Origin of the sequence: Paenibacillus sp. MMO-177 (assembly GCF_037147795.1) — a bacterium.
GTDB lineage: Bacteria > Bacillota > Bacilli > Paenibacillales > Paenibacillaceae > Pristimantibacillus.
Genome location: NZ_JBBCUR010000005.1, coordinates 239,967 through 257,557, shown reverse-complemented (window position 1 = coordinate 257,557; position 17,591 = coordinate 239,967). Strand labels below are relative to the sequence as shown.

Below are 17,591 nucleotides of genomic sequence, written 5' to 3'. Positions count from 1 at the left end.
AGAACAACTTAGGGAAGAAGGGGGCCAGCCCTGTGAAGGACCTTACAGTCAAGTCGGCGAAGCGCAAGTCGCTCTATCGCAGCGAGAAATGGTGGGGATTCCTGTTCATCGCACCGCCGTTCATCGGCGCGCTTGTGTTTTTGCTGTATCCGTTAATCAATTCACTTTATATGAGCTTCACGACTTTTAGCTTCGGCCAGCCTGCCGATTTTACAGGCGCTGAGAACTATAGACGCGCGCTGACGAACGATCCGCTTGTATGGAAAACGTTGTTGAATACGTTCTACGCGGCACTTGGTGTTCCGATCGGTATGATGGTCTCCCTGATTATCGCGCTGCTGCTCGACCGGAAGCTGCGCGGCAGAAACTTTTTCCGGATGATGTTTTTCCTTCCGACGATCTGTTCCATGGTTGCGCTTGCGATGATCTGGCAATGGATTTTTAATGCCGATTTCGGGCTGCTCAATTACTATCTGAGCGAGCTTGGCCTGAATCCGCCGGCATGGCTTGTCGACGAGAACTGGGCAATGATCGCCATCATCATCCAAGGAGTCTGGGGCGGCATGGGCGTCAGCATTATCCTGTATCTTGCAGCGCTTGGCAATGTCCCGTCGTCCCTGTACGAAGCGGCTACGGTGGACGGAGCTAACGGCTGGAACAAATTCATTCATATTACAGTACCGGGAATTTCGCCGGTGACGTTCTTCATTCTGATTACCTCGCTGATTGGCGCGCTTCAGGACTTCCCCCGTTTCCAGCTGCTTACGGGCGGAGGGCCGAATTACTCCACGACAACAATCGTGTATTACCTGTACACCGTTGCTTTCGAGTACAGCGAGATGGGTTACGCGTCGGCAATCGCCTGGTTTATCGGCATCATTATTATGTTTGTTATTCTAATCAACTTCCTGCTGTCCAAGCGGTGGGTCCACTATAACTAAGGAGGGGGACGAATCATGAGTACAATAACTGGCCGCAAGGTGAAAACAGGTGCAGCGCTCGTCAATACGGTAGTTTACCTGCTAATGATCATCGGCGGCGTCATTATGGCGGTACCCTTCCTGTGGATGCTGTCTACTTCGCTTAAGCCGGACGGCGAAGTGTTCTCGTATCCGCCGCAGTGGATACCTTCAGCCTTTGCCTGGGAGAACTACAAGTTAATTTTTACGGATGCGCATATGATTCGAGGCTTCTTCAACACGATGATTGTGGTCATCCCAACGCTCCTGATCGGACTGTTTGTCTGTGCGCTGTCTGCTTACGCGTTCGCAAAGCTTCGCTTCCCGGGGCGCGACAAGCTGTTTATGACACTCGTTGGCACAATGGTTATTCCCGGTGCGGTCATGATGATTCCGGCATTTATTATGTTCAAGACGTTTGGCTGGACCGACAGCTGGAAGCCGCTTATCATTCCCGGCATGTTTGGTGCGCCGATGACGATTTTCTTCTTCCGCCAATTCATTAAGCAGCTCCCTGACGAGCTTGAGGATGCAGCGAAGATCGACGGCATGAATCCGTTTGGCATTTTTATGAAGATTATTGTTCCGCTTACGAAGCCGGCCCTTATTACGCAAGGGATTCTATCCTTTAATGCAGGATACAACGACTATCTGGGTCCGTTGATTTACCTGAATACTCCGGAGAAATACACGCTTCAGCTTGAGCTTGCTTCCTTCTCGTCCTACTACGCAACAGAATGGACGCTTATTATGGCCGGTGCGGTCGTTGCGCTAGTGCCCACATTGCTCTTGTTTGCTTTCGCTCAGCGTTTCTTTATTGAAGGTATCGCTTTGACGGGTATTAAAGGCTAATAAATGATTATTGCTTTTTATATAGAAAAAGGAGACAAACCAAACGATGACTACTAACCATATCGTTGTGCATACGGACTGGAAGGTCGGCAAGATCAACCGTCATATCTATGGACATTTCGCGGAGCATTTGGGCCGCTGCATTTATGAAGGATTATGGGTTGGCGAGGATTCCGCGATTCCGAATACGAAGGGGATCCGCAATGACGTGCTTGAGGCGCTGCGCAAGCTGAATATTCCGAACCTCCGCTGGCCCGGGGGCTGTTTTGCAGACGAGTACCATTGGAAGGATGGCGTTGGCCCCCGCGAAGCTCGGAAGAGGATGGTGAATACTCATTGGGGCGGCGTAGTGGAAAATAACCATTTTGGCACGCACGAGTTTTTCCAGTTGTGCGAGCTGCTGGGCGCGGAGCCGTATATTTGCGGCAACGTAGGCAGCGGTACCGTTCAGGAAATGAGCGAGTGGGTCGAATACATGACATTTGACGGCGAGTCGCCGATGGCGAACCTGAGGAGGGAGAACGGCCGGGAAGAGCCGTGGAAGCTGAAATATTTTGGAGTCGGCAACGAGAATTGGGGCTGCGGCGGCAACATGGAGCCGGAATATTACGCGGACCTGTATCGCAATTATCAGACCTATGTCAGACAATATGGCGACAACCGTATTTATAAGGTCGCGGGCGGTGCGAACATTGACGACTATCGTTGGACGGAGGTGTTAATGCGCAAGGCGGGCCATGTCATGGACGGTCTAAGCCTTCATTATTATACGATTCCGGGCAGATGGGAAGAGAAGAAATCGGCATTGGAATTTGATGAGCAAGATTGGGCGGAAACGATGGTCAAGGCGTTTCATATGGACGAATTGATTAAGCGCCACAGCACCATCATGGATCAGTACGATCCTGCGATGCGCGTAGGTCTTATCGTTGACGAATGGGGCACCTGGTTCCTCGCCGAGCCGGGCACGAATCCAGGCTTCCTGTACCAGCAAAATACGATGCGCGACGCGCTTGTCGCAGCCATTCATCTTCATGTTTTCCACAAGCACTGCAACCGTGTTCATATGGCGAATCTCGCTCAGATGGTTAACGTGCTGCAAGCGGTCATTCTGACGGAAGGCGACCAAATGCTGCTTACGCCAACTTACCATGTGCTTGAGATGTTCAAGGTGCATCAGGATGCCGAGGCACTTGCTATTCATGGCTCCTTCGGCGAATACGAAGGCTTCGGCAAGAAGCTGCCGCAGGTAACCGTATCCGCTTCGATCAAGGAAGGCATCATCAGCGTTAGCCTCGCAAACCTTGATCCATTAAAGTCGTCGGATTTGTGTTTCGAGCTGCGCGGATCGTCTTCAGGGTATACGGTTAGCGGTTCCCTTCTCGCGGCGGATGACATTCACGCCCATAATACATTCGATCAGCCAAACCGGGTTGCGCAGCGGCCGCTTAACGAAGCGTACTGGGCGGACGGCAAGCTGTCCGTTAAGCTGCCTCCGGCATCGGCAGCGGTTGTGCGGCTGACGCCAAACGTATAATGGCGCGCGCGGCGGGGAGATATCGTCGTCTGTGGACGGGTATCGGCACGGCTTTGACGGCAGCGCTGCTGCTGGGCGGTTGCAGCGATGCGGGGAACAACGGAGAAGGCAAGATGGAAGGCACGCCAGTGTTCGCGGAAGCATCCGTCCATGATCCGTCCGTCATTCGAACGGAAGACGGCACTTTTTATGTGTTTGGTTCACATTTGGCGGCAGCGAAATCAACCGATCTGATGAATTGGGAGCTTATCGCATCCGGCGCGGCCGACGGCAATCCGCTCATTCCGAATGTGACAGAGGAGTTGCGCGAGACATTCGAATGGGCCCAGACCGATACGCTTTGGGCCGCGGATGTCATTCAGCTCTCCAACGGCAAGTATTATATGTATTACAATGCATGCCGCGGCGATTCGCCGCTCTCGGCAATGGGCGTGGCCGTGGCGGATGACATCGAAGGGCCGTATAAGGATCTGGGCATCATTCTCAAGTCCGGCATGTGGGGGGAGCCGAGCGAGGATGGGGAGATCTATGACGCGACCATCCATCCGAACGTTGTTGATCCCGACGTCTTCTTCGACAAAAACGGCAGGCTGTGGATGGTGTACGGATCGTATTCGGGCGGAATTTATATTATGGAAATGGATGAAAAGACGGGCAAGCCTTTGCCTGACCAAGGGTACGGCAAGAAGCTGCTCGGCGGCAACCATAGCCGAATCGAAGGCCCGTATATGCTGTACAGCCCGGATTCGGATTACTACTATCTGTTCCTTTCATTCGGCGGGCTTGATGCGGCAGGCGGCTACAACATTCGTGTTGCTCGGTCGAAAAATCCGGACGGTCCATATGTTGATGCCGCGGGCAAAGAGATGATTGAGGCAAAGGCAGATCCGTCACTTCCGCTGTTCGATGACCGTACGATCGAGCCGTTTGGCACAAAACTGATGGGCAACCATCTGTGGAACGATCCGGCGAGTGAAGGACGTGAGAGCGGTTATGTGTCGCCGGGTCACAACTCGGCTTATTACGATGAGGAAAGCGGACAATATTTTTTAATCTTCCATTCGCGCTTCCCTTACAGCGGAGAGAAGCATGAGATCCGGGTCCATCAGTTTTTCCTGAACGCGGACGGTTGGCCGGTTGTTGCGCCGTTCCGGTATGCCGGCGAGACACTCCGGAAAGTTGGTAAAGATACGATTGCAGGAGATTATGAGCTTGTGAACCACGGGAAGGATATCTCGGCGGAGCTGAAAGAATCGTCATCAATCCGGCTTGAGACGGACGGCACCGTGTCTGGTGCCGTTAGCGGTGAATGGCGATTGAACGGGGAAGCGGGTCTGAAGCTGACAATCGCCGGCGTGAACTATGACGGTTATTGGCTCCGGTCGTGGGATGCGGCGGCGGAGGCGTGGACGGAGACATTCACGGTCCTGTCCAAGGAAGGCGTCGCGATGTGGGGTGCAAGACGATAACAAAGGCAAGATAGAGAGGGAGAGAGTCGATGACGGAACAGAAAACGATGCAGGCAACCGAACAGCCTATTATTTTGCAGCGCGCCGATCCGTGGATTTACAAGCATGAGGACGGATTCTACTATTTTACCGCTTCGGTTCCGGAATATGACCGGATCGAAGTGAGACGTTCGAATACGATCGCCGGACTCGCGCTATCGGAGCCGGTCGTCGCTTGGCGAAAGCACGAATCCGGCATGATGAGCGCAAACATTTGGGCGCCGGAAATTCATTATATCGAAGGTAGGTGGTATATCTACTTTGCCGCAGCCCGCACGACGGAGACGAACGAGGGATTATTCGATCACCGCATGTTCGTGCTGGAGAACGCGTCGACGAATCCGCTTGAAGGCGAGTGGGTCGAGAAAGGCCAAATCAAGACGATGTGGGAATCGTTCGCGCTTGATGCAACGACATTCGAGCATCGCGGTACCCGTTACCTCGTCTGGGCCCAGAAGGATCCGGATATCAAAGGCAACTCCAACCTGTATATCGCGCCTATGGCAAACCCGTGGACGCTGGCGGCAGACGGTGTCATGCTGACAAAGCCGGAGCATGACTGGGAAGTGATCGGCTTCCTCGTGAATGAAGGGGCGGCTGTCGTAAAGCGTGACGGACGTATCTTCATCTCCTATTCAGGCAGCGCGACAAATCATCATTACTGCATGGGGCTGCTTGAAGCGTCGGAAGAAGCCGATCTGATGAATCCGGATTCCTGGACGAAATCGCCGCAGCCCGTGCTAAAGACGGATGAGGCACGCGGCTTGTATGGACCGGGCCATAACAGCTTTACCAAGTCGGAAGACGGTAAAGACGACATTCTTGTCTTCCACGCCCGCACGTACAAGGAGATTATTGGCGATCCGCTCTACGACCCGAATCGTCACACGTTCATCCGAAAGCTGGAGTGGAGTCCGGAAGGCAAGCCGGTTTTTGAATAACTTATAAGCTTCGCCAAGGTGGCGCTGCCGCTGTCCAGGCTGATTTTTGTTTAATGGAGAGGAGAAGGTTTACGACAATGGTCAAACAATCGTACAAACTGATTTTGCTTCTGCTTATATTAACCTTAACGATTCCTATCACGGTGATGGGCAGCGGGGCTTCGAGCAATAAACCCGGTGAAGGAGGAGAGCCTGCTGCCCCAACGTTCAGCAATGTCTCGGTTCATGACCCATCCATCGTAAAAGCAGGCGATACGTTCTATGTATTCGGTTCGCATATCGAAGCGGCCAAATCGACGGATCTGATGAATTGGACGACGTTTACGAACGGTTATACAACGCCTAACAACGTGATTTTCGGAGATTTATCGAACAACCTGGCAGCTTCGTTCAAATGGGCGGGGGAAAATGATTCCGACAGCAAAGGCGGCTTTTCCGTCTGGGCGCCTGATGTCATCTGGAACAAGGACTACGTAAACGCAGACGGCACTAAAGGCGCGTACTTGCTTTATTACTGCACTTCATCCACCTATATCCGCTCGGCAATCGGCTATGCCGTGTCCAAAAATATCGAAGGACCTTATACGTATGTGGGCACGATTGTCTATTCCGGCTTTACAGCCGGTGATGCATACGATGCAAACAGCGTCATCAACAAGAAATGGACGAACACGAATATTCCGCAGCTGATCGAAGACGGCAAGTTGAGCGGCTCAAGCGACAAATGGTTTAATGGGGACGGCTCGTTCGCGAATATTAATTATCCTAACGCCATCGATCCGCAGCTGCTGCGGGATAAGGAAGGAAAGCTGTGGATGACGTACGGTTCATGGTCTGGCGGCATTTTCACGCTGGAGATTGATCCTGCCACCGGCAAAGCGATTTACCCGGGTACGGACTCTACTACGGCGGACGGCAGACTGGTTGACCGTTACTTCGGTACAAAGATCGCCGGCGGTTACTATAAATCCGGTGAAGGTCCATATATGGTGTATAACAAGCAGACGGATTATTACTATCTGTTTGAGACGCTCGGCTGGCTTGGCGCTGACGGCGGCTACAATATGAGGCTCTACCGCTCCAAAAATCCGGATGGACCATTCGTCGATGCGGCAGGCAAAGACGCGGTGCTTCCAGGCGATACCGATCATTCTGCCTTTGGCAACAAGCTGATGGGCAACTTTCTGTTCAAGCGCGAGGTGGGCGATCCGGGCACGGGAATCGGATACGGCTACGTGTCTCCGGGACATAACTCGTTCTATCAGGACCCGGATACCGGCAAAATGTTTCTTGTCTTCCATACACGCTTCCCGCAAAGAGGCGAGATCCATGAGGTTCGCGTGCATCAGATGTTCATGAACAAGGACGGTTGGCCGGTTGTCACGCCATACCGCTATGCAGGAGAATCGCTCGAGAAGGTGAACCGTCAGGATTTGACTGGGGAGTACAAATTCATTAACCATGGCAAAGGCACAACGGCGGACATCGTAGAGTCCAGCTATATTACACTGACCAAGAACAATAAAGTGACTGGTGACACGAAAGGGACATGGAAGGCGACAGGGCGCAATGAGGCGGAGCTGACCTTGGATGGCGTAACGTATAAAGGCGTGTTTGTCAAAGGCTGGGACCCAACAGCTGCGAGGTTTGTAATGACCTTTACAGCGATTTCAAAGGACGGCGTTGCAGTATGGGGGAGCAAGCAGGAGGAGAAGACGGATTCGGAGGTTGTGGCCGATATTATCGCTGATTTGAATGTGGGCGATACAAGCCGCGTAATTGCGGACCTCGATCTGCCTACCGAGGGGACTCGGCATGCTTCTATTGCTTGGACTTCAAGCAATGAAGACGTCGTATCGTCTGCGGGGGTTGTTGTTCGACCGATGCCTGGAGCCGAGTCTGCGGTTATTACGCTTACCGCATCGATTCAGAAGGGAAGCGTAACGGGTACGAAGAGCTTCACCCTAACGGTGCTTCCATATGAAGCTGCGAAGCTGGCGGCGAAATATTCGTTCGAGAACGATCTGACAGAGTCGACCGGCAGCTTTGGCGCCGGTACCGTAACCGGCAACCGGATTGACAATTCGGGTGGATCAATCTCTTATACGGCTGGCATCGAAGGCAATGCGTTAGTATTGGATGGAGCATCAGGCGTGCGTCTGCCGAACAAGTTGATTGCCGGCAATCAATATTCGGTCTCGCTGTGGGTGAAGCCAGACCAGCTTACGACTTATACGACAACCTTCTTTGGCGCGAAGGACGGCAACAATTGGGTCAGCCTTGTGCCTCAAGGACCGGTTGGCAATAACACGATGGTATGGTCAGGCAGCGGCGTCTGGTATGACGGGATTGCAGGTGTGACGATTCCGGCCGGCAAATGGTCGCATCTCGCTTACTCGGTCGATAACGGCACGCTGAAAGTATATGTGAACGGGGAACTGAAGTTCACCGGCTCGAACTTCCCGGATATCTTCACCGGCACAGACTCGGTCTTCAGCTTGGGCGTCAACTGGTGGGATACTCCGTTCAAAGGCCAGCTCGATGAGCTGCAGGTGTTCGAAGGAGCGTTTAACCCGATGCAGGTGGCTGAGCTGGCGGGGATTTAGAGCACGGAAGGCAAGCCGATATTTGAATAGCCAATGCTAGGGCAACTAGACTGGCCGCCGACGTTATCTTACCTCGGCGGTTCTCTGTTTCTCGGGCTGGCATGAAGGAGGGGAATTCCTATGGAAAGCATAACGAAATATAAGTTGCCGCGGGAAACCATCGAAGCGATGACCAGGAAAGCGTTCCCTGGCCTATCCGCAGACCGAATTGTCGAGTTGAAGGAGGGCTTCTTCAATGCGGCTTACGGTGTTGACTTGTCCGACGGCCGCCAGACGGTACTGAAGGTTGCGCCGCCGCCGGATACCAATGTTATGACGCACGAGCATAACATCCTGTTCAGTGAAGTTGAAGCGATTCGGCTCATTGCCGAACGGACAGACCTGCCTGTTGCGTCCGTATTGTTCTATGATCCCAGCCGCAGCTTGTGCGGTTCGGAGTACTTCTTCTCGGAGAAGCTTCAGGGGTGCAGCTATTATTCGGTCTCTAACGAGCTTGGAGAAACGGCGAGAGCAGCGATCGATCGGCAGGTTGGACAACTTAACTCGAGGATTAATCAAATCGCCGGGGAGCGTTTCGGATATTTCGGTCAGCCGGAGCGGCAAGGAAACGTCTGGATTGACGTGTTCGGCAGCATGCTGCAGGATGCCGTCCGGGATGCGGAACGGCTAAATATCGCGCTGCCGGTTGATGCCGGAACGCTTCATAAACTGCTTGTTCGGGATGCGCCATTCTTCGCGGAGGTCAAAAGGCCAAGACTTATTCATTGGGATTTGTGGGCGGGCAATGTCTTTATTGAAGACGGCCGCGTAACGGGGCTGATTGATTTCGAGCGATGTCTATGGGCGGATCCGCTCATGGAGACCGGTTTCCGGTCAATCCATTTGAATTCCTCCTTTCTCCAAGGGTACGGCATGTCGGGGCTGAACGACAGCGAGAAGGTGCGCTCAAGGTGGTACGATATGTACTTGTTCCTCATCTCCGCCCTGGAATGCGACTATCGAAGGTATCCCGATAGAGGAGTGTATGACTGGGCCATCCGCATGATTACGGAAAACAAGGCGGCAATTGAGGCGGGTATGGCGTAATTCGGCATGAAGCACTCGAAATTTTTCTTGTTTAAATGATAAAAAATCATTAAAATAATGCTAGGGTAAAGGAAATAAAGCTTTTGCCTTTTTAAATTGCTTTTTTGCGGTTAACGACTAATTCGGCATTAATGAACCAGAGACGGAGCTGGACATAAGCCTAAATAAGAGTTGGTTTCTTACAACTTTTATTTAGGCTTTTTTTGTTTCTATTACGATTACATATTGAAGGTAAAAAAGCAGGTTTACCTAAAACTAAGGATGGATTTTTTGGAAAAGAATGAAAAGCAAATTCAAAAGGAAATTGCGAGTCACATTGGTAGACTGCTTCGGGAAGCGTTCGGAAAAGGGCCGCAATCGATTTTTGTGAATATCAGCCGCCCGTTTATCGTCATCTATTTGAGAAATTTCTTATCGCCAACCGAAAAGATTCTTCTTCAGCAGGATCAGTTGAGTTCCGTGCAGCATACCCGTGACCTTGTCATGAAATCGTTGATACCGGAAATTAAAGCTTATCTATTACTGCTGGCGGATATGAACCTTAGGGAGTTTTATTATGACTGGGGATTTCATAATCATTCCGGAATCCTAGTTGGCATAGAAGCGGAAGATGAGACTCTGCGGTTCAGACCGCAGGAACGGTATACGGGGAAAGAGGAGCTGCACGATGAAATCGATCGCATCAGTCACCAAATCCAAAAGAAGCCGGATGAAACCCATTCCTACATGATCAATGACCGGACACTCCTGGTCGTCAGAACGGGAATATTGATCAGTATCGGCAAGGAATTGATCCGCCTTGGGTTCGAAGAAAGCTTGAAGCTGGCGGAACGTAATCTTGAAAAAAACTATCTAATAAACAGCAGCCGCTTCCAGGAGATTATCAAGTCGCAGATTTTAGATGTGTTCGTAGATTGGGATTTTCATGCGGATAAAAGCGTTATCGTCTTTATTTTGAATCCCGATCATAAATGAAGAAACGGATAGGATGCGGAAAAAGGCAAATAATAGGTAAAGTTTCGATTGTTTTATTCCGAATATATTACTACAATAAATCTGGGGCGGAAGAAATAATGCTTTTGCCTAAATTAAGGATGAATGATCTTGGAGAAAGAAGCTCAAACCGAAATAGCGAGCTATGTTGGCAGATTGCTGAGAGAGGCTTTCGGGAGAGGACCGCAGTCCATTTATGTCAGCATCAATCGGCCGTTTGTCGTTTTATATCTAAGAAACTTCCTGTCGCCGACGGAGAAGATTCTTCTTGAGCAAGATCAAATCCACTCGATTCAATCGACCAGAGATCTATTAATGAAGTCGTTGATTCCCGAGATCAAAGCCTACCTGCTGCTTCTGGCAGGCATGGATATTCAGGAGTTTTATTATGACTGGGGCCTTCACAATCATTCGGGCGTTATGGTTGGCGTTGAAGGTCGGGATGCCCAAGGCCAACCCTTGCTCGGTTGCGAATACACGGGGAAAGATGAGCTTCAGCACGAAATCAGTCTAATCAGCCAGCAGGTTCAGAAACGCCCGGACGAATTGTATTCTTGCCTGATCAACGATAGAACTCTACTCGTTATTCGGGTGGGAATTCTGATCAGCATCGAAAAAGAATTGATCCGGATCGGACATGAAGAAAGCTTGAGACTGGCCAAGCGCAATCTTGAAAAAGGGCATCTGCATAACAACGGTCATTTTCAAGAGTTTTTAAACGCAAAGGTTATGGATCTGTTTGTTGACTGGGATTTCCATCTGGATAAAAGCGTCATGGTGTTCATTTTAAATCCGAATCAATAATTGGCGGCGGTAATGAACCAGATAGATCGCTGGACATCAGCCTAAATAAAAGCAGCAATATGCGGCTTATATTTAGGTTTTTTATTATGGGTAAATTATTTTCGCACAAGGAGTAGGAAATATGAGCCATTATGTTGAACGAAGCGAGGTTCTTAATCGAATAACAGATGCCGTCTTTGCTCTCAATAACTCCTGGAAATTTACTTATATGAATAAAGAAGCAGCCAAATTTTTTTCTTGCACGCCGGAAGAAGCGATTGGCCAATGCATATGGAGTGTGTATCCAAAAGAGGTTTATAGCATTTTCTATGAGCATTACCTTAAAGCGATGCAGGAGCAGGTTCGGGTCGAATTTGAAGCTTACTGTCCGCCCATCTCGATGTGGCTGGAGGTAAAAGCTTATCCTTCCGAGAGCGGTCTGTCCGTTTACCTGCAGGATATCACGCAGAAAAAAGGCTTGTCGCTTCTGAAGGAGCAGCACTACGAGTCACTCTTCAAATATAATCCGGATGCGGTATTTGCCTTCGATCTGGAAGGGAATTATCTAAGCGTCAATCCGGCGATGGAGCAGCTGTTAGGCTATAGGGCTGATGAATTTTTGAAGATGTCCTATATCCCGCTCATTCCCGCGGAGGAGCTCGAGAAGACAAAAAGTCTCTTCAAGCTGGCGGCAAAGGGAATTACGCAGCATTATGAAACAAAGGCGATTCACAAGAACGGTAAAGTTATTGACGTGAAAGTAACGAACATGCCGATCATCGTCAATAATGAAACCGTGGGGGTGTTTGGCGTTGCCAAAAACATTATGCAAGAGAAACAAAACAAGACAAAGCTGCTGGAAGCGGAAAAATTGACTGCCGTTGGCCAGCTAGCAGCCTCCATTGCTCATGAAATCAGGAACCCGCTCACTTCGCTGAAAGGTTTCGTTCATCTCATCGAACAGGCCGCATCGTGCGTTAGCGCCAATTATTTTACGATTATGAAGGACGAGCTGCGAAGAATCGAGCTGATTACAAGCGAGCTGTTATGCCTGGCAAAGCCGCAGGCCCAAGAATTCAAGGATGAGCAAATCGGCCAGATTATTCAGGACGTCAACATGCTGATGGGCTCCCAGGCTTTAATGAATAACGTGGAGATCCGAATATCGGGTCTGGACGGTCTGCCGGACATACATTGTGTAGCAGCCCAGCTGAAGCAGGTGTTTATCAATTTGATAAAAAACGCCTTGGAGGCGATGCCAAACGGCGGGTTCCTTGATATCAAGGCGTCTCTTCCAAACGAGGAAACGGTTATGATTCAGGTGACCGATACGGGAAAAGGCATACCGCAGGAGCTTATCGCGAAGATCGGATCTCCCTTTTATACAACTAAAGAGAATGGAACGGGTCTTGGCATGACGGCTTCTCAGCAAATCATACATTCGCATGGCGGAACGCTTGATATCACAAGCACGGAAGGCAAAGGGACTACGATCCATATCTGCTTGCCAGCCGCAAACGCACAGAATCAAGCTGAAACGGGTGACATGAAATGAGGAAAGATATAAGGGAGGCAGCCGGAATGTTCGGGTGTCTTTCTTTGTTTTCGGGCAGTTATCTCTCAGGGAGTATGCTATTATAAAGGCTATAATGTTGATCGACATCATATAGAAAAGAGGGATGGCTTACGAGGGAGTTTGGCCTGCAGTTTAATCGATTTTTCGAACGATGGATGTTTCTGCTGATCCCGGGATCGCTTGTCCTGGGTTTTCTTTTTGCCGATGCGCTTGCTCCGATGGTGGACGCCGTCCCGTATTTGTTTGCTTATGTGACCTTGACGATGGGGATTGGCTGCGGGCTCCGGCATTTGTATGAAGTTATCAAAAAGCCCGGCATATTGTTATGGACGCTTATATTGGCGCATCTGCTTTCACCGCTGGCTGCCTACGGGCTTGGTTCGCTTTTGTTTGGCGCATCCTCGCCTTACGTGGTTGGGCTCGTGCTGTTTACGATCATTCCGCTTGGAGTATCCACCGTTCTATGGGTTGGCATGTCGGGCGGGAGCGTACCTCTCGTGCTTGCGATGGTTGTGCTGGATTCGGCATTAAGTCCTTTCGTTGTACCCTACGGCATTCATTTATTCTTTAATACTTCGGTTGATATCGCGATTGGCCCGATCATGTTCGACCTGTTTGTTATCGTTGTTCTGCCAACCATCGTTGGCGTAGCTTTGTATGAGCTGAGCAAGGGACGGATTCAGGAGAAGGTGAAGCCCGTTGCGATGCCAATCTCGAAGCTTTGCTTTGTTGCGGTGGTGGCCCTGAACGCTTCCGCAATTGCGCCGTATGTTGACCAGTTGAAGCACGATATGCTGAAACTGATCCCGCTTGTTATTGTTCTGGTGGGGGTATGTTATGCGGTAGGGTTCCTCGGAACGGCGAAATTCGGCGGCAAAGAGGTGCAGGTAACGGTGTCCTATGCGACGGGCATGCGAAATATTTCGCTTGGCATCGTGCTGGCGCTGGGCTACTTCAGCCCTCTAGCTGCCGTACCGGTTGTGCTGTCTATCCTTGTGCAGCAGCCGCTCGCTACGGTGCATCATTTCGTTTTACAAAAACTTAATAAAAACAAGACTGGCGAAGCCGCATGACGGCATGTACGATAAAACGAGTGACAAATAGGCAAATTGGAGATGAAGGGCCATGAACAGCTTTCGCAACCGATTAACGTTAACCATGATCCTTATCCTTGCGTTATCCGTAACCGCGGCCGGTCTCTTCATGGCAAAGACGTTTAAGGATAACCATATCAATGCGCTCGAGGACAACATGATCCGCGAGATGCATATCATTCTGGCCAAAACCGAGTGGAAGCAGGGGGATAACGCGGCATTGTTCCCGTATTTCACGAAGGAAGCCGAGAATCTTAAGACCTATGCCGATACAAGGGTTACCTTTATAGCAGGCGACGGCACCGTCCTTGGCGATTCGGACCATGCTCCGGAAACGATGGATAATCACAGCACGCGGGTAGAGGTTGTGGAGGCTCATAAGAACGGAATCGGACGAGCCATTAGACATAGCGACACTTTAAACGAAAATTTATTGTACGTAGCCCTTTCGGTTAATCCTTCGGATCCGCACTCCAATGTGATCCGGCTGGCGATGAGTCTGAAGGAAGTCGACAAGAGCATCAATCAGCTGTGGACCGTTCTGATTATCGGGCTGCTGGTGTTGTTTATTGTTGCCGCTTTTATCAGCTACCGGATCGCCTTAAGCTTAACCCGTCCGCTTGAACAAATTACGAAGGTGGCCCAGCGCATCAAGCAGATGGATTATAAAGCAAGGGTGAAGGTCAGGAAGCAGGATGAAGTTGGCGAGCTTGGTCATGCTATTAATGCGATGGCCGAAAGCCTTGAGGTGCAAATGACGCGAATCCGGCAGAACGAAAGCCAGCTGGAGAGCGTGCTTGACAACATGATTAACGGCGTAATGATGATTGATCCTGCCGGCAAGATTCTGCTGATGAGCCGCCGTGCCGGAGAACTCCTCGGTATTTCGTCCGGCGAGCTTGTCGGAAGGAATTATGCGGAGGCCAAGCAGCAATACGAGCTGTCCCAGCTGATTCAGGAAGCGTTGGAGGGCCGGGAGCATATCCGCGAGGAGATTACGTTCTATTTCCCGGAGGAGCGCTTGCTTGAGCTTAACCTGGTGCCGATTCATCAGGAGAACCAGGAATTCAGCGGGGTGCTGCTCGTGCTTGCGGACGTTACGGCGATCCGTCGTCTTGAGCGGATGCGAAGCGAATTCGTCGCGAATGTATCCCATGAGCTGAAGACGCCAATCGCAGCGGTAAAAGGCTTTGCCGAGACGCTTCTCGGCGGTGCGGTGAACGATGAGGAGACCGCGCGCTCCTTCCTGCAGATCATTTATGACGAGAGCGACAGGCTGAACCGTCTCATCGGGGACATTCTGGCTTTGTCGAAAATCGAATCGAAGCGTGTTCCGCTCTATTTCTCGCCGGTGGAAATGGATTCGTTCATGACGAAAACGGTAACGATGATGGAGCCTGAGGCAGCGAAGAAGTCGATCAAGCTGCAGCTGGAGATGGAGCATGGCTTGTACGTGGAAGCCGATGAGGACCGTTTGCGGCAAATTATGATGAATGTCATCGCAAATGGCGTAAACTATACGCCGGAAGGCGGTAAAGTATCGGTTAATATCGCAAGCATCGATGAAGATCATATCCGGATCCAGATCAGCGATACCGGCATCGGCATTCCGAAGAAGGATCTGCCGCGGATTTTCGAGCGGTTCTACCGGGTTGATAAGGCAAGATCCCGAAGTTCAGGCGGCACCGGACTTGGTCTGTCGATCGTCAAGCATCTGGTTGAGCTGCACAAAGGCACGATAGCGGTGACAAGCACGGTAGGCGTCGGTTCGACATTTGTCATCGAGCTGCCCGTTCTTCAGCAATAACAGCCGGCCGAAAAATTTACCCATTCTTCATGAAATCGTGATAAAATAAGGTAGAAAATTTGTGTCCAGGCTGGACAAGCTGGAGGTACTCATGTCACATAAAGTGCTCGTTATTGAGGATGAACCGACACTCGCGCGACTTTTGTCGTATAATCTGACGCAAGAGGGTTACGATACGACTGTCATTGATCATGGTGCAACCGGGCTTCAGACCGCTTTGCAGCGCACCTTTGATCTCATTATTTTGGACATTATGCTGCCAGGCTTGAACGGCTTTGAAATATTAACAAGGCTTCGCCAGAACGGCGTTAAGACGCCTATTATTATTTTGACCGCCCGCAATGCGGAGGAAGAAGTCGTTCAAGGGCTGAAGCATGGCGCGGATGACTATATTACGAAGCCGTTTGGCGTGGCGGAGCTGCTCGCGAGAGTATCGGCGGTATTGCGCCGGACGCAGCAGGATGACAGCGTGCCGATCGAAACCTCGGAGAAGGTCATTACCGTCGGAGATTTGTCGATTTATCCGGAGAAATACGAAGTTATTCTGAACGGGGAGACCGTTCCGCTTCGTCCGAAGGAATTCGAAGTGCTGCTGTATCTCGTACAACGTCCGGGGATGGTTATTACGCGCGATGATCTGATGAACGTAGTCTGGGGCTTTGATTATATCGGCGGCCAGCGTACGGTTGACGTCCATGTCAGCTCGCTGCGCAAGAAGCTGGAGCTTGGCCAATCCGTACAGATCGAATCGATTCGCGGCGTCGGTTATAAATTAGTCATGTCAAAAAAACTCGTCACACCAAAGGGATAAGGTGGACGAGTTTTTTTGTTGGCGCTATTGCCGGTTCCAATCCAGCATCTTGCGCTGGAATTGCTTGGGAGAGCAGTCGTTGTACTTCTTGAACATCTTATAGAAGTGGGCCATGTTAGGCATTCCGATCCGCTCCCCGACCTCGGTAATGCTAAGATCCTTCGTTAGAAGTATCCGTTCAGCCCATTTGATCTTCCGGTAATTGACGAATTCGGTGAAGGACATCCCTATTGTTTTCTTGAAGAACTTGACGAAGTAATAATAGCTCATGTTGGCGATCCGGCATACTTCCTCCACCTGAATCCGGTCGGTCAGCCGGTTCTCGACGTAGTCCAGGACAGGCTTCAGCCGGAGTCTGTCGAAGTCGTCCTGCTCGGCGAGCATCTTCCGGTTGTCGTTGCGCAGCAGCGTCAGCAGAATCTGCTTGATCAGCACGCTGACCGCGATTTCATAGCCGGTCTCCTTGCGTTCCGCCTCATGATGAAGCTGGCGGATATAGTCACCGATCTGCTTCTTCACCTTGCCGTTCTCTTGAAAAATATAATTGGCCATGCTGAGCGGATTCTCGGTCTCGGAGAAATAACGCATATAAGCAATCGTGCTTTGATCGAAAAACGGCTCCAGCTCGAACTGAAGGACGATGTAGTCGAGATGCCCGACACTTTTGTCGCGGTGCAGCTGGGAAGCGCCGATCATAATGATGTCGCCCGGCTCCAGATGGTAGCTGTCTTCCTCCACATCCACATCCAGCCTGCCTTTTATGATATAGAGCAGCTCAAGCTGCCGGTGATAATGCCAGTTGGTGAAATCGTCATCCTTCCGGATCGGCTGCCAGACACGCAAGGATAACAAAGGGTTTTCATAGACAACTTTCTCGTTAAACGGCTCCACCTTTGCTGGTCCCACCTTACGTTGAAGTTTGATTCCGCACTTGCCGCCCGTAGGCGACAGGTTGCCTTCTTCATTGTAGTGGGCTTCGGCGTTAAAGGCAACCATTCGCCAAATCGGCGGGGACATAGGTATAATAGAGTAAGAACG

Annotated in this window: 14 protein-coding genes; 13 read left to right on the top strand and 1 reads right to left on the bottom strand. The window is 50.8% G+C overall.

From position 1 onward, the window contains the following. The first annotated feature begins 32 nt into the window (after positions 1 to 32). The 13 genes from WFK81_RS19330 (at position 33) to WFK81_RS19270 (ending at position 16,553) form a co-directional block, all read left to right on the top strand. Complete coding sequence (locus WFK81_RS19330) at positions 33 to 941, top strand: carbohydrate ABC transporter permease (protein WP_336788021.1); 909 nt, start codon at positions 33 to 35, stop codon at positions 939 to 941. 15 nt (positions 942 to 956) lie between these two features. Continuing rightward, complete coding sequence (locus tag WFK81_RS19325; protein ID WP_336788020.1) at positions 957 to 1,811, top strand: carbohydrate ABC transporter permease; 855 nt, start codon at positions 957 to 959, stop codon at positions 1,809 to 1,811. Positions 1,812 to 1,857: 46 nt separating this feature from the next. Further along, positions 1,858 to 3,348 carry an alpha-N-arabinofuranosidase gene (locus WFK81_RS19320; protein WP_336788019.1) on the top strand — a complete coding sequence of 497 codons (1,491 nt, stop codon included), beginning with the start codon at positions 1,858 to 1,860 and terminating at the stop codon, positions 3,346 to 3,348. Then, on the top strand, positions 3,348 to 4,817 hold the full coding sequence (locus WFK81_RS19315) for a glycoside hydrolase family 43 protein (RefSeq protein WP_336788018.1): 1,470 nt from the start codon (positions 3,348 to 3,350) through the stop codon (positions 4,815 to 4,817). Before WFK81_RS19320 ends, WFK81_RS19315 begins: the two co-directional genes overlap by 1 nt. Positions 4,818 to 4,846: 29 nt before the next feature. Beyond that, the gene (locus tag WFK81_RS19310; protein ID WP_336788017.1) at positions 4,847 to 5,797 is read left to right on the top strand and encodes a glycoside hydrolase family 43 protein; all 951 of its coding nucleotides are present in this window, start codon (positions 4,847 to 4,849) and stop codon (positions 5,795 to 5,797) included. 77 nt (positions 5,798 to 5,874) lie between these two features. Continuing rightward, positions 5,875 to 8,403, top strand: a complete 2,529-nt coding sequence (locus WFK81_RS19305) for a LamG-like jellyroll fold domain-containing protein (protein ID WP_336788016.1) — start codon at positions 5,875 to 5,877, stop codon at positions 8,401 to 8,403. A 120-nt stretch (positions 8,404 to 8,523) separates the two neighbouring features. Next, positions 8,524 to 9,489, top strand: coding sequence for a phosphotransferase family protein (locus tag WFK81_RS19300; protein ID WP_336788015.1), 966 nt, complete (start codon positions 8,524 to 8,526; stop codon positions 9,487 to 9,489). A gap of 270 nt (positions 9,490 to 9,759) precedes the next feature. After that, positions 9,760 to 10,464, top strand: a complete 705-nt coding sequence (locus WFK81_RS19295) for a DUF2294 domain-containing protein (RefSeq protein WP_336788014.1) — start codon at positions 9,760 to 9,762, stop codon at positions 10,462 to 10,464. Positions 10,465 to 10,593: 129 nt separating this feature from the next. Continuing rightward, complete coding sequence (locus WFK81_RS19290; RefSeq protein ID WP_442956077.1) at positions 10,594 to 11,286, top strand: Na-translocating system protein MpsC family protein; 693 nt, start codon at positions 10,594 to 10,596, stop codon at positions 11,284 to 11,286. Positions 11,287 to 11,407: 121 nt separating this feature from the next. Continuing rightward, on the top strand, positions 11,408 to 12,820 hold the full coding sequence (locus WFK81_RS19285; RefSeq protein ID WP_336788012.1) for a PAS domain S-box protein: 1,413 nt from the start codon (positions 11,408 to 11,410) through the stop codon (positions 12,818 to 12,820). A gap of 176 nt (positions 12,821 to 12,996) precedes the next feature. Beyond that, positions 12,997 to 13,914, top strand: a complete 918-nt coding sequence (locus WFK81_RS19280) for a bile acid:sodium symporter family protein (RefSeq protein WP_336788011.1) — start codon at positions 12,997 to 12,999, stop codon at positions 13,912 to 13,914. A 52-nt stretch (positions 13,915 to 13,966) separates the two neighbouring features. Beyond that, positions 13,967 to 15,742 carry a two-component system histidine kinase PnpS gene (pnpS, locus tag WFK81_RS19275; protein WP_336788010.1) on the top strand — a complete coding sequence of 592 codons (1,776 nt, stop codon included), beginning with the start codon at positions 13,967 to 13,969 and terminating at the stop codon, positions 15,740 to 15,742. 91 nt (positions 15,743 to 15,833) lie between these two features. Then, the gene (locus tag WFK81_RS19270) at positions 15,834 to 16,553 is read left to right on the top strand and encodes a response regulator transcription factor (protein WP_116393787.1); all 720 of its coding nucleotides are present in this window, start codon (positions 15,834 to 15,836) and stop codon (positions 16,551 to 16,553) included. A 24-nt stretch (positions 16,554 to 16,577) separates the two neighbouring features. On the opposite strand, the gene WFK81_RS19265 is transcribed toward WFK81_RS19270, so the two are convergent. Then, on the bottom strand, positions 16,578 to 17,570 hold the full coding sequence (locus WFK81_RS19265) for a helix-turn-helix domain-containing protein (protein ID WP_336788009.1): 993 nt from the start codon (positions 17,568 to 17,570) through the stop codon (positions 16,578 to 16,580). Positions 17,571 to 17,591 lie beyond the last annotated feature (21 nt).

What these genes read in the sequence shown, in the direction of transcription:
- WFK81_RS19300 (WP_336788015.1), top strand. Translation starts at nt 8,524, where the DNA reads ATGGAAAGCATAACGAAATATAAGTTGCCGCGGGAAACCATCGAAGCG.
- WFK81_RS19325 (WP_336788020.1), top strand. Translation starts at nt 957, where the DNA reads ATGAGTACAATAACTGGCCGCAAGGTGAAAACAGGTGCAGCGCTCGTC.
- WFK81_RS19320 (WP_336788019.1), top strand. Translation starts at nt 1,858, where the DNA reads ATGACTACTAACCATATCGTTGTGCATACGGACTGGAAGGTCGGCAAG.
- WFK81_RS19285 (WP_336788012.1), top strand. Translation starts at nt 11,408, where the DNA reads ATGAGCCATTATGTTGAACGAAGCGAGGTTCTTAATCGAATAACAGAT.
- WFK81_RS19305 (WP_336788016.1), top strand. Translation starts at nt 5,875, where the DNA reads ATGGTCAAACAATCGTACAAACTGATTTTGCTTCTGCTTATATTAACC.
- WFK81_RS19280 (WP_336788011.1), top strand. Translation starts at nt 12,997, where the DNA reads ATGTTTCTGCTGATCCCGGGATCGCTTGTCCTGGGTTTTCTTTTTGCC.
- pnpS (WP_336788010.1), top strand. Translation starts at nt 13,967, where the DNA reads ATGAACAGCTTTCGCAACCGATTAACGTTAACCATGATCCTTATCCTT.
- WFK81_RS19270 (WP_116393787.1), top strand. Translation starts at nt 15,834, where the DNA reads ATGTCACATAAAGTGCTCGTTATTGAGGATGAACCGACACTCGCGCGA.
- WFK81_RS19315 (WP_336788018.1), top strand. Translation starts at nt 3,348, where the DNA reads ATGGCGCGCGCGGCGGGGAGATATCGTCGTCTGTGGACGGGTATCGGC.
- WFK81_RS19265 (WP_336788009.1), bottom strand. Translation starts at nt 17,570, where the DNA reads ATGTCCCCGCCGATTTGGCGAATGGTTGCCTTTAACGCCGAAGCCCAC.
- WFK81_RS19310 (WP_336788017.1), top strand. Translation starts at nt 4,847, where the DNA reads ATGACGGAACAGAAAACGATGCAGGCAACCGAACAGCCTATTATTTTG.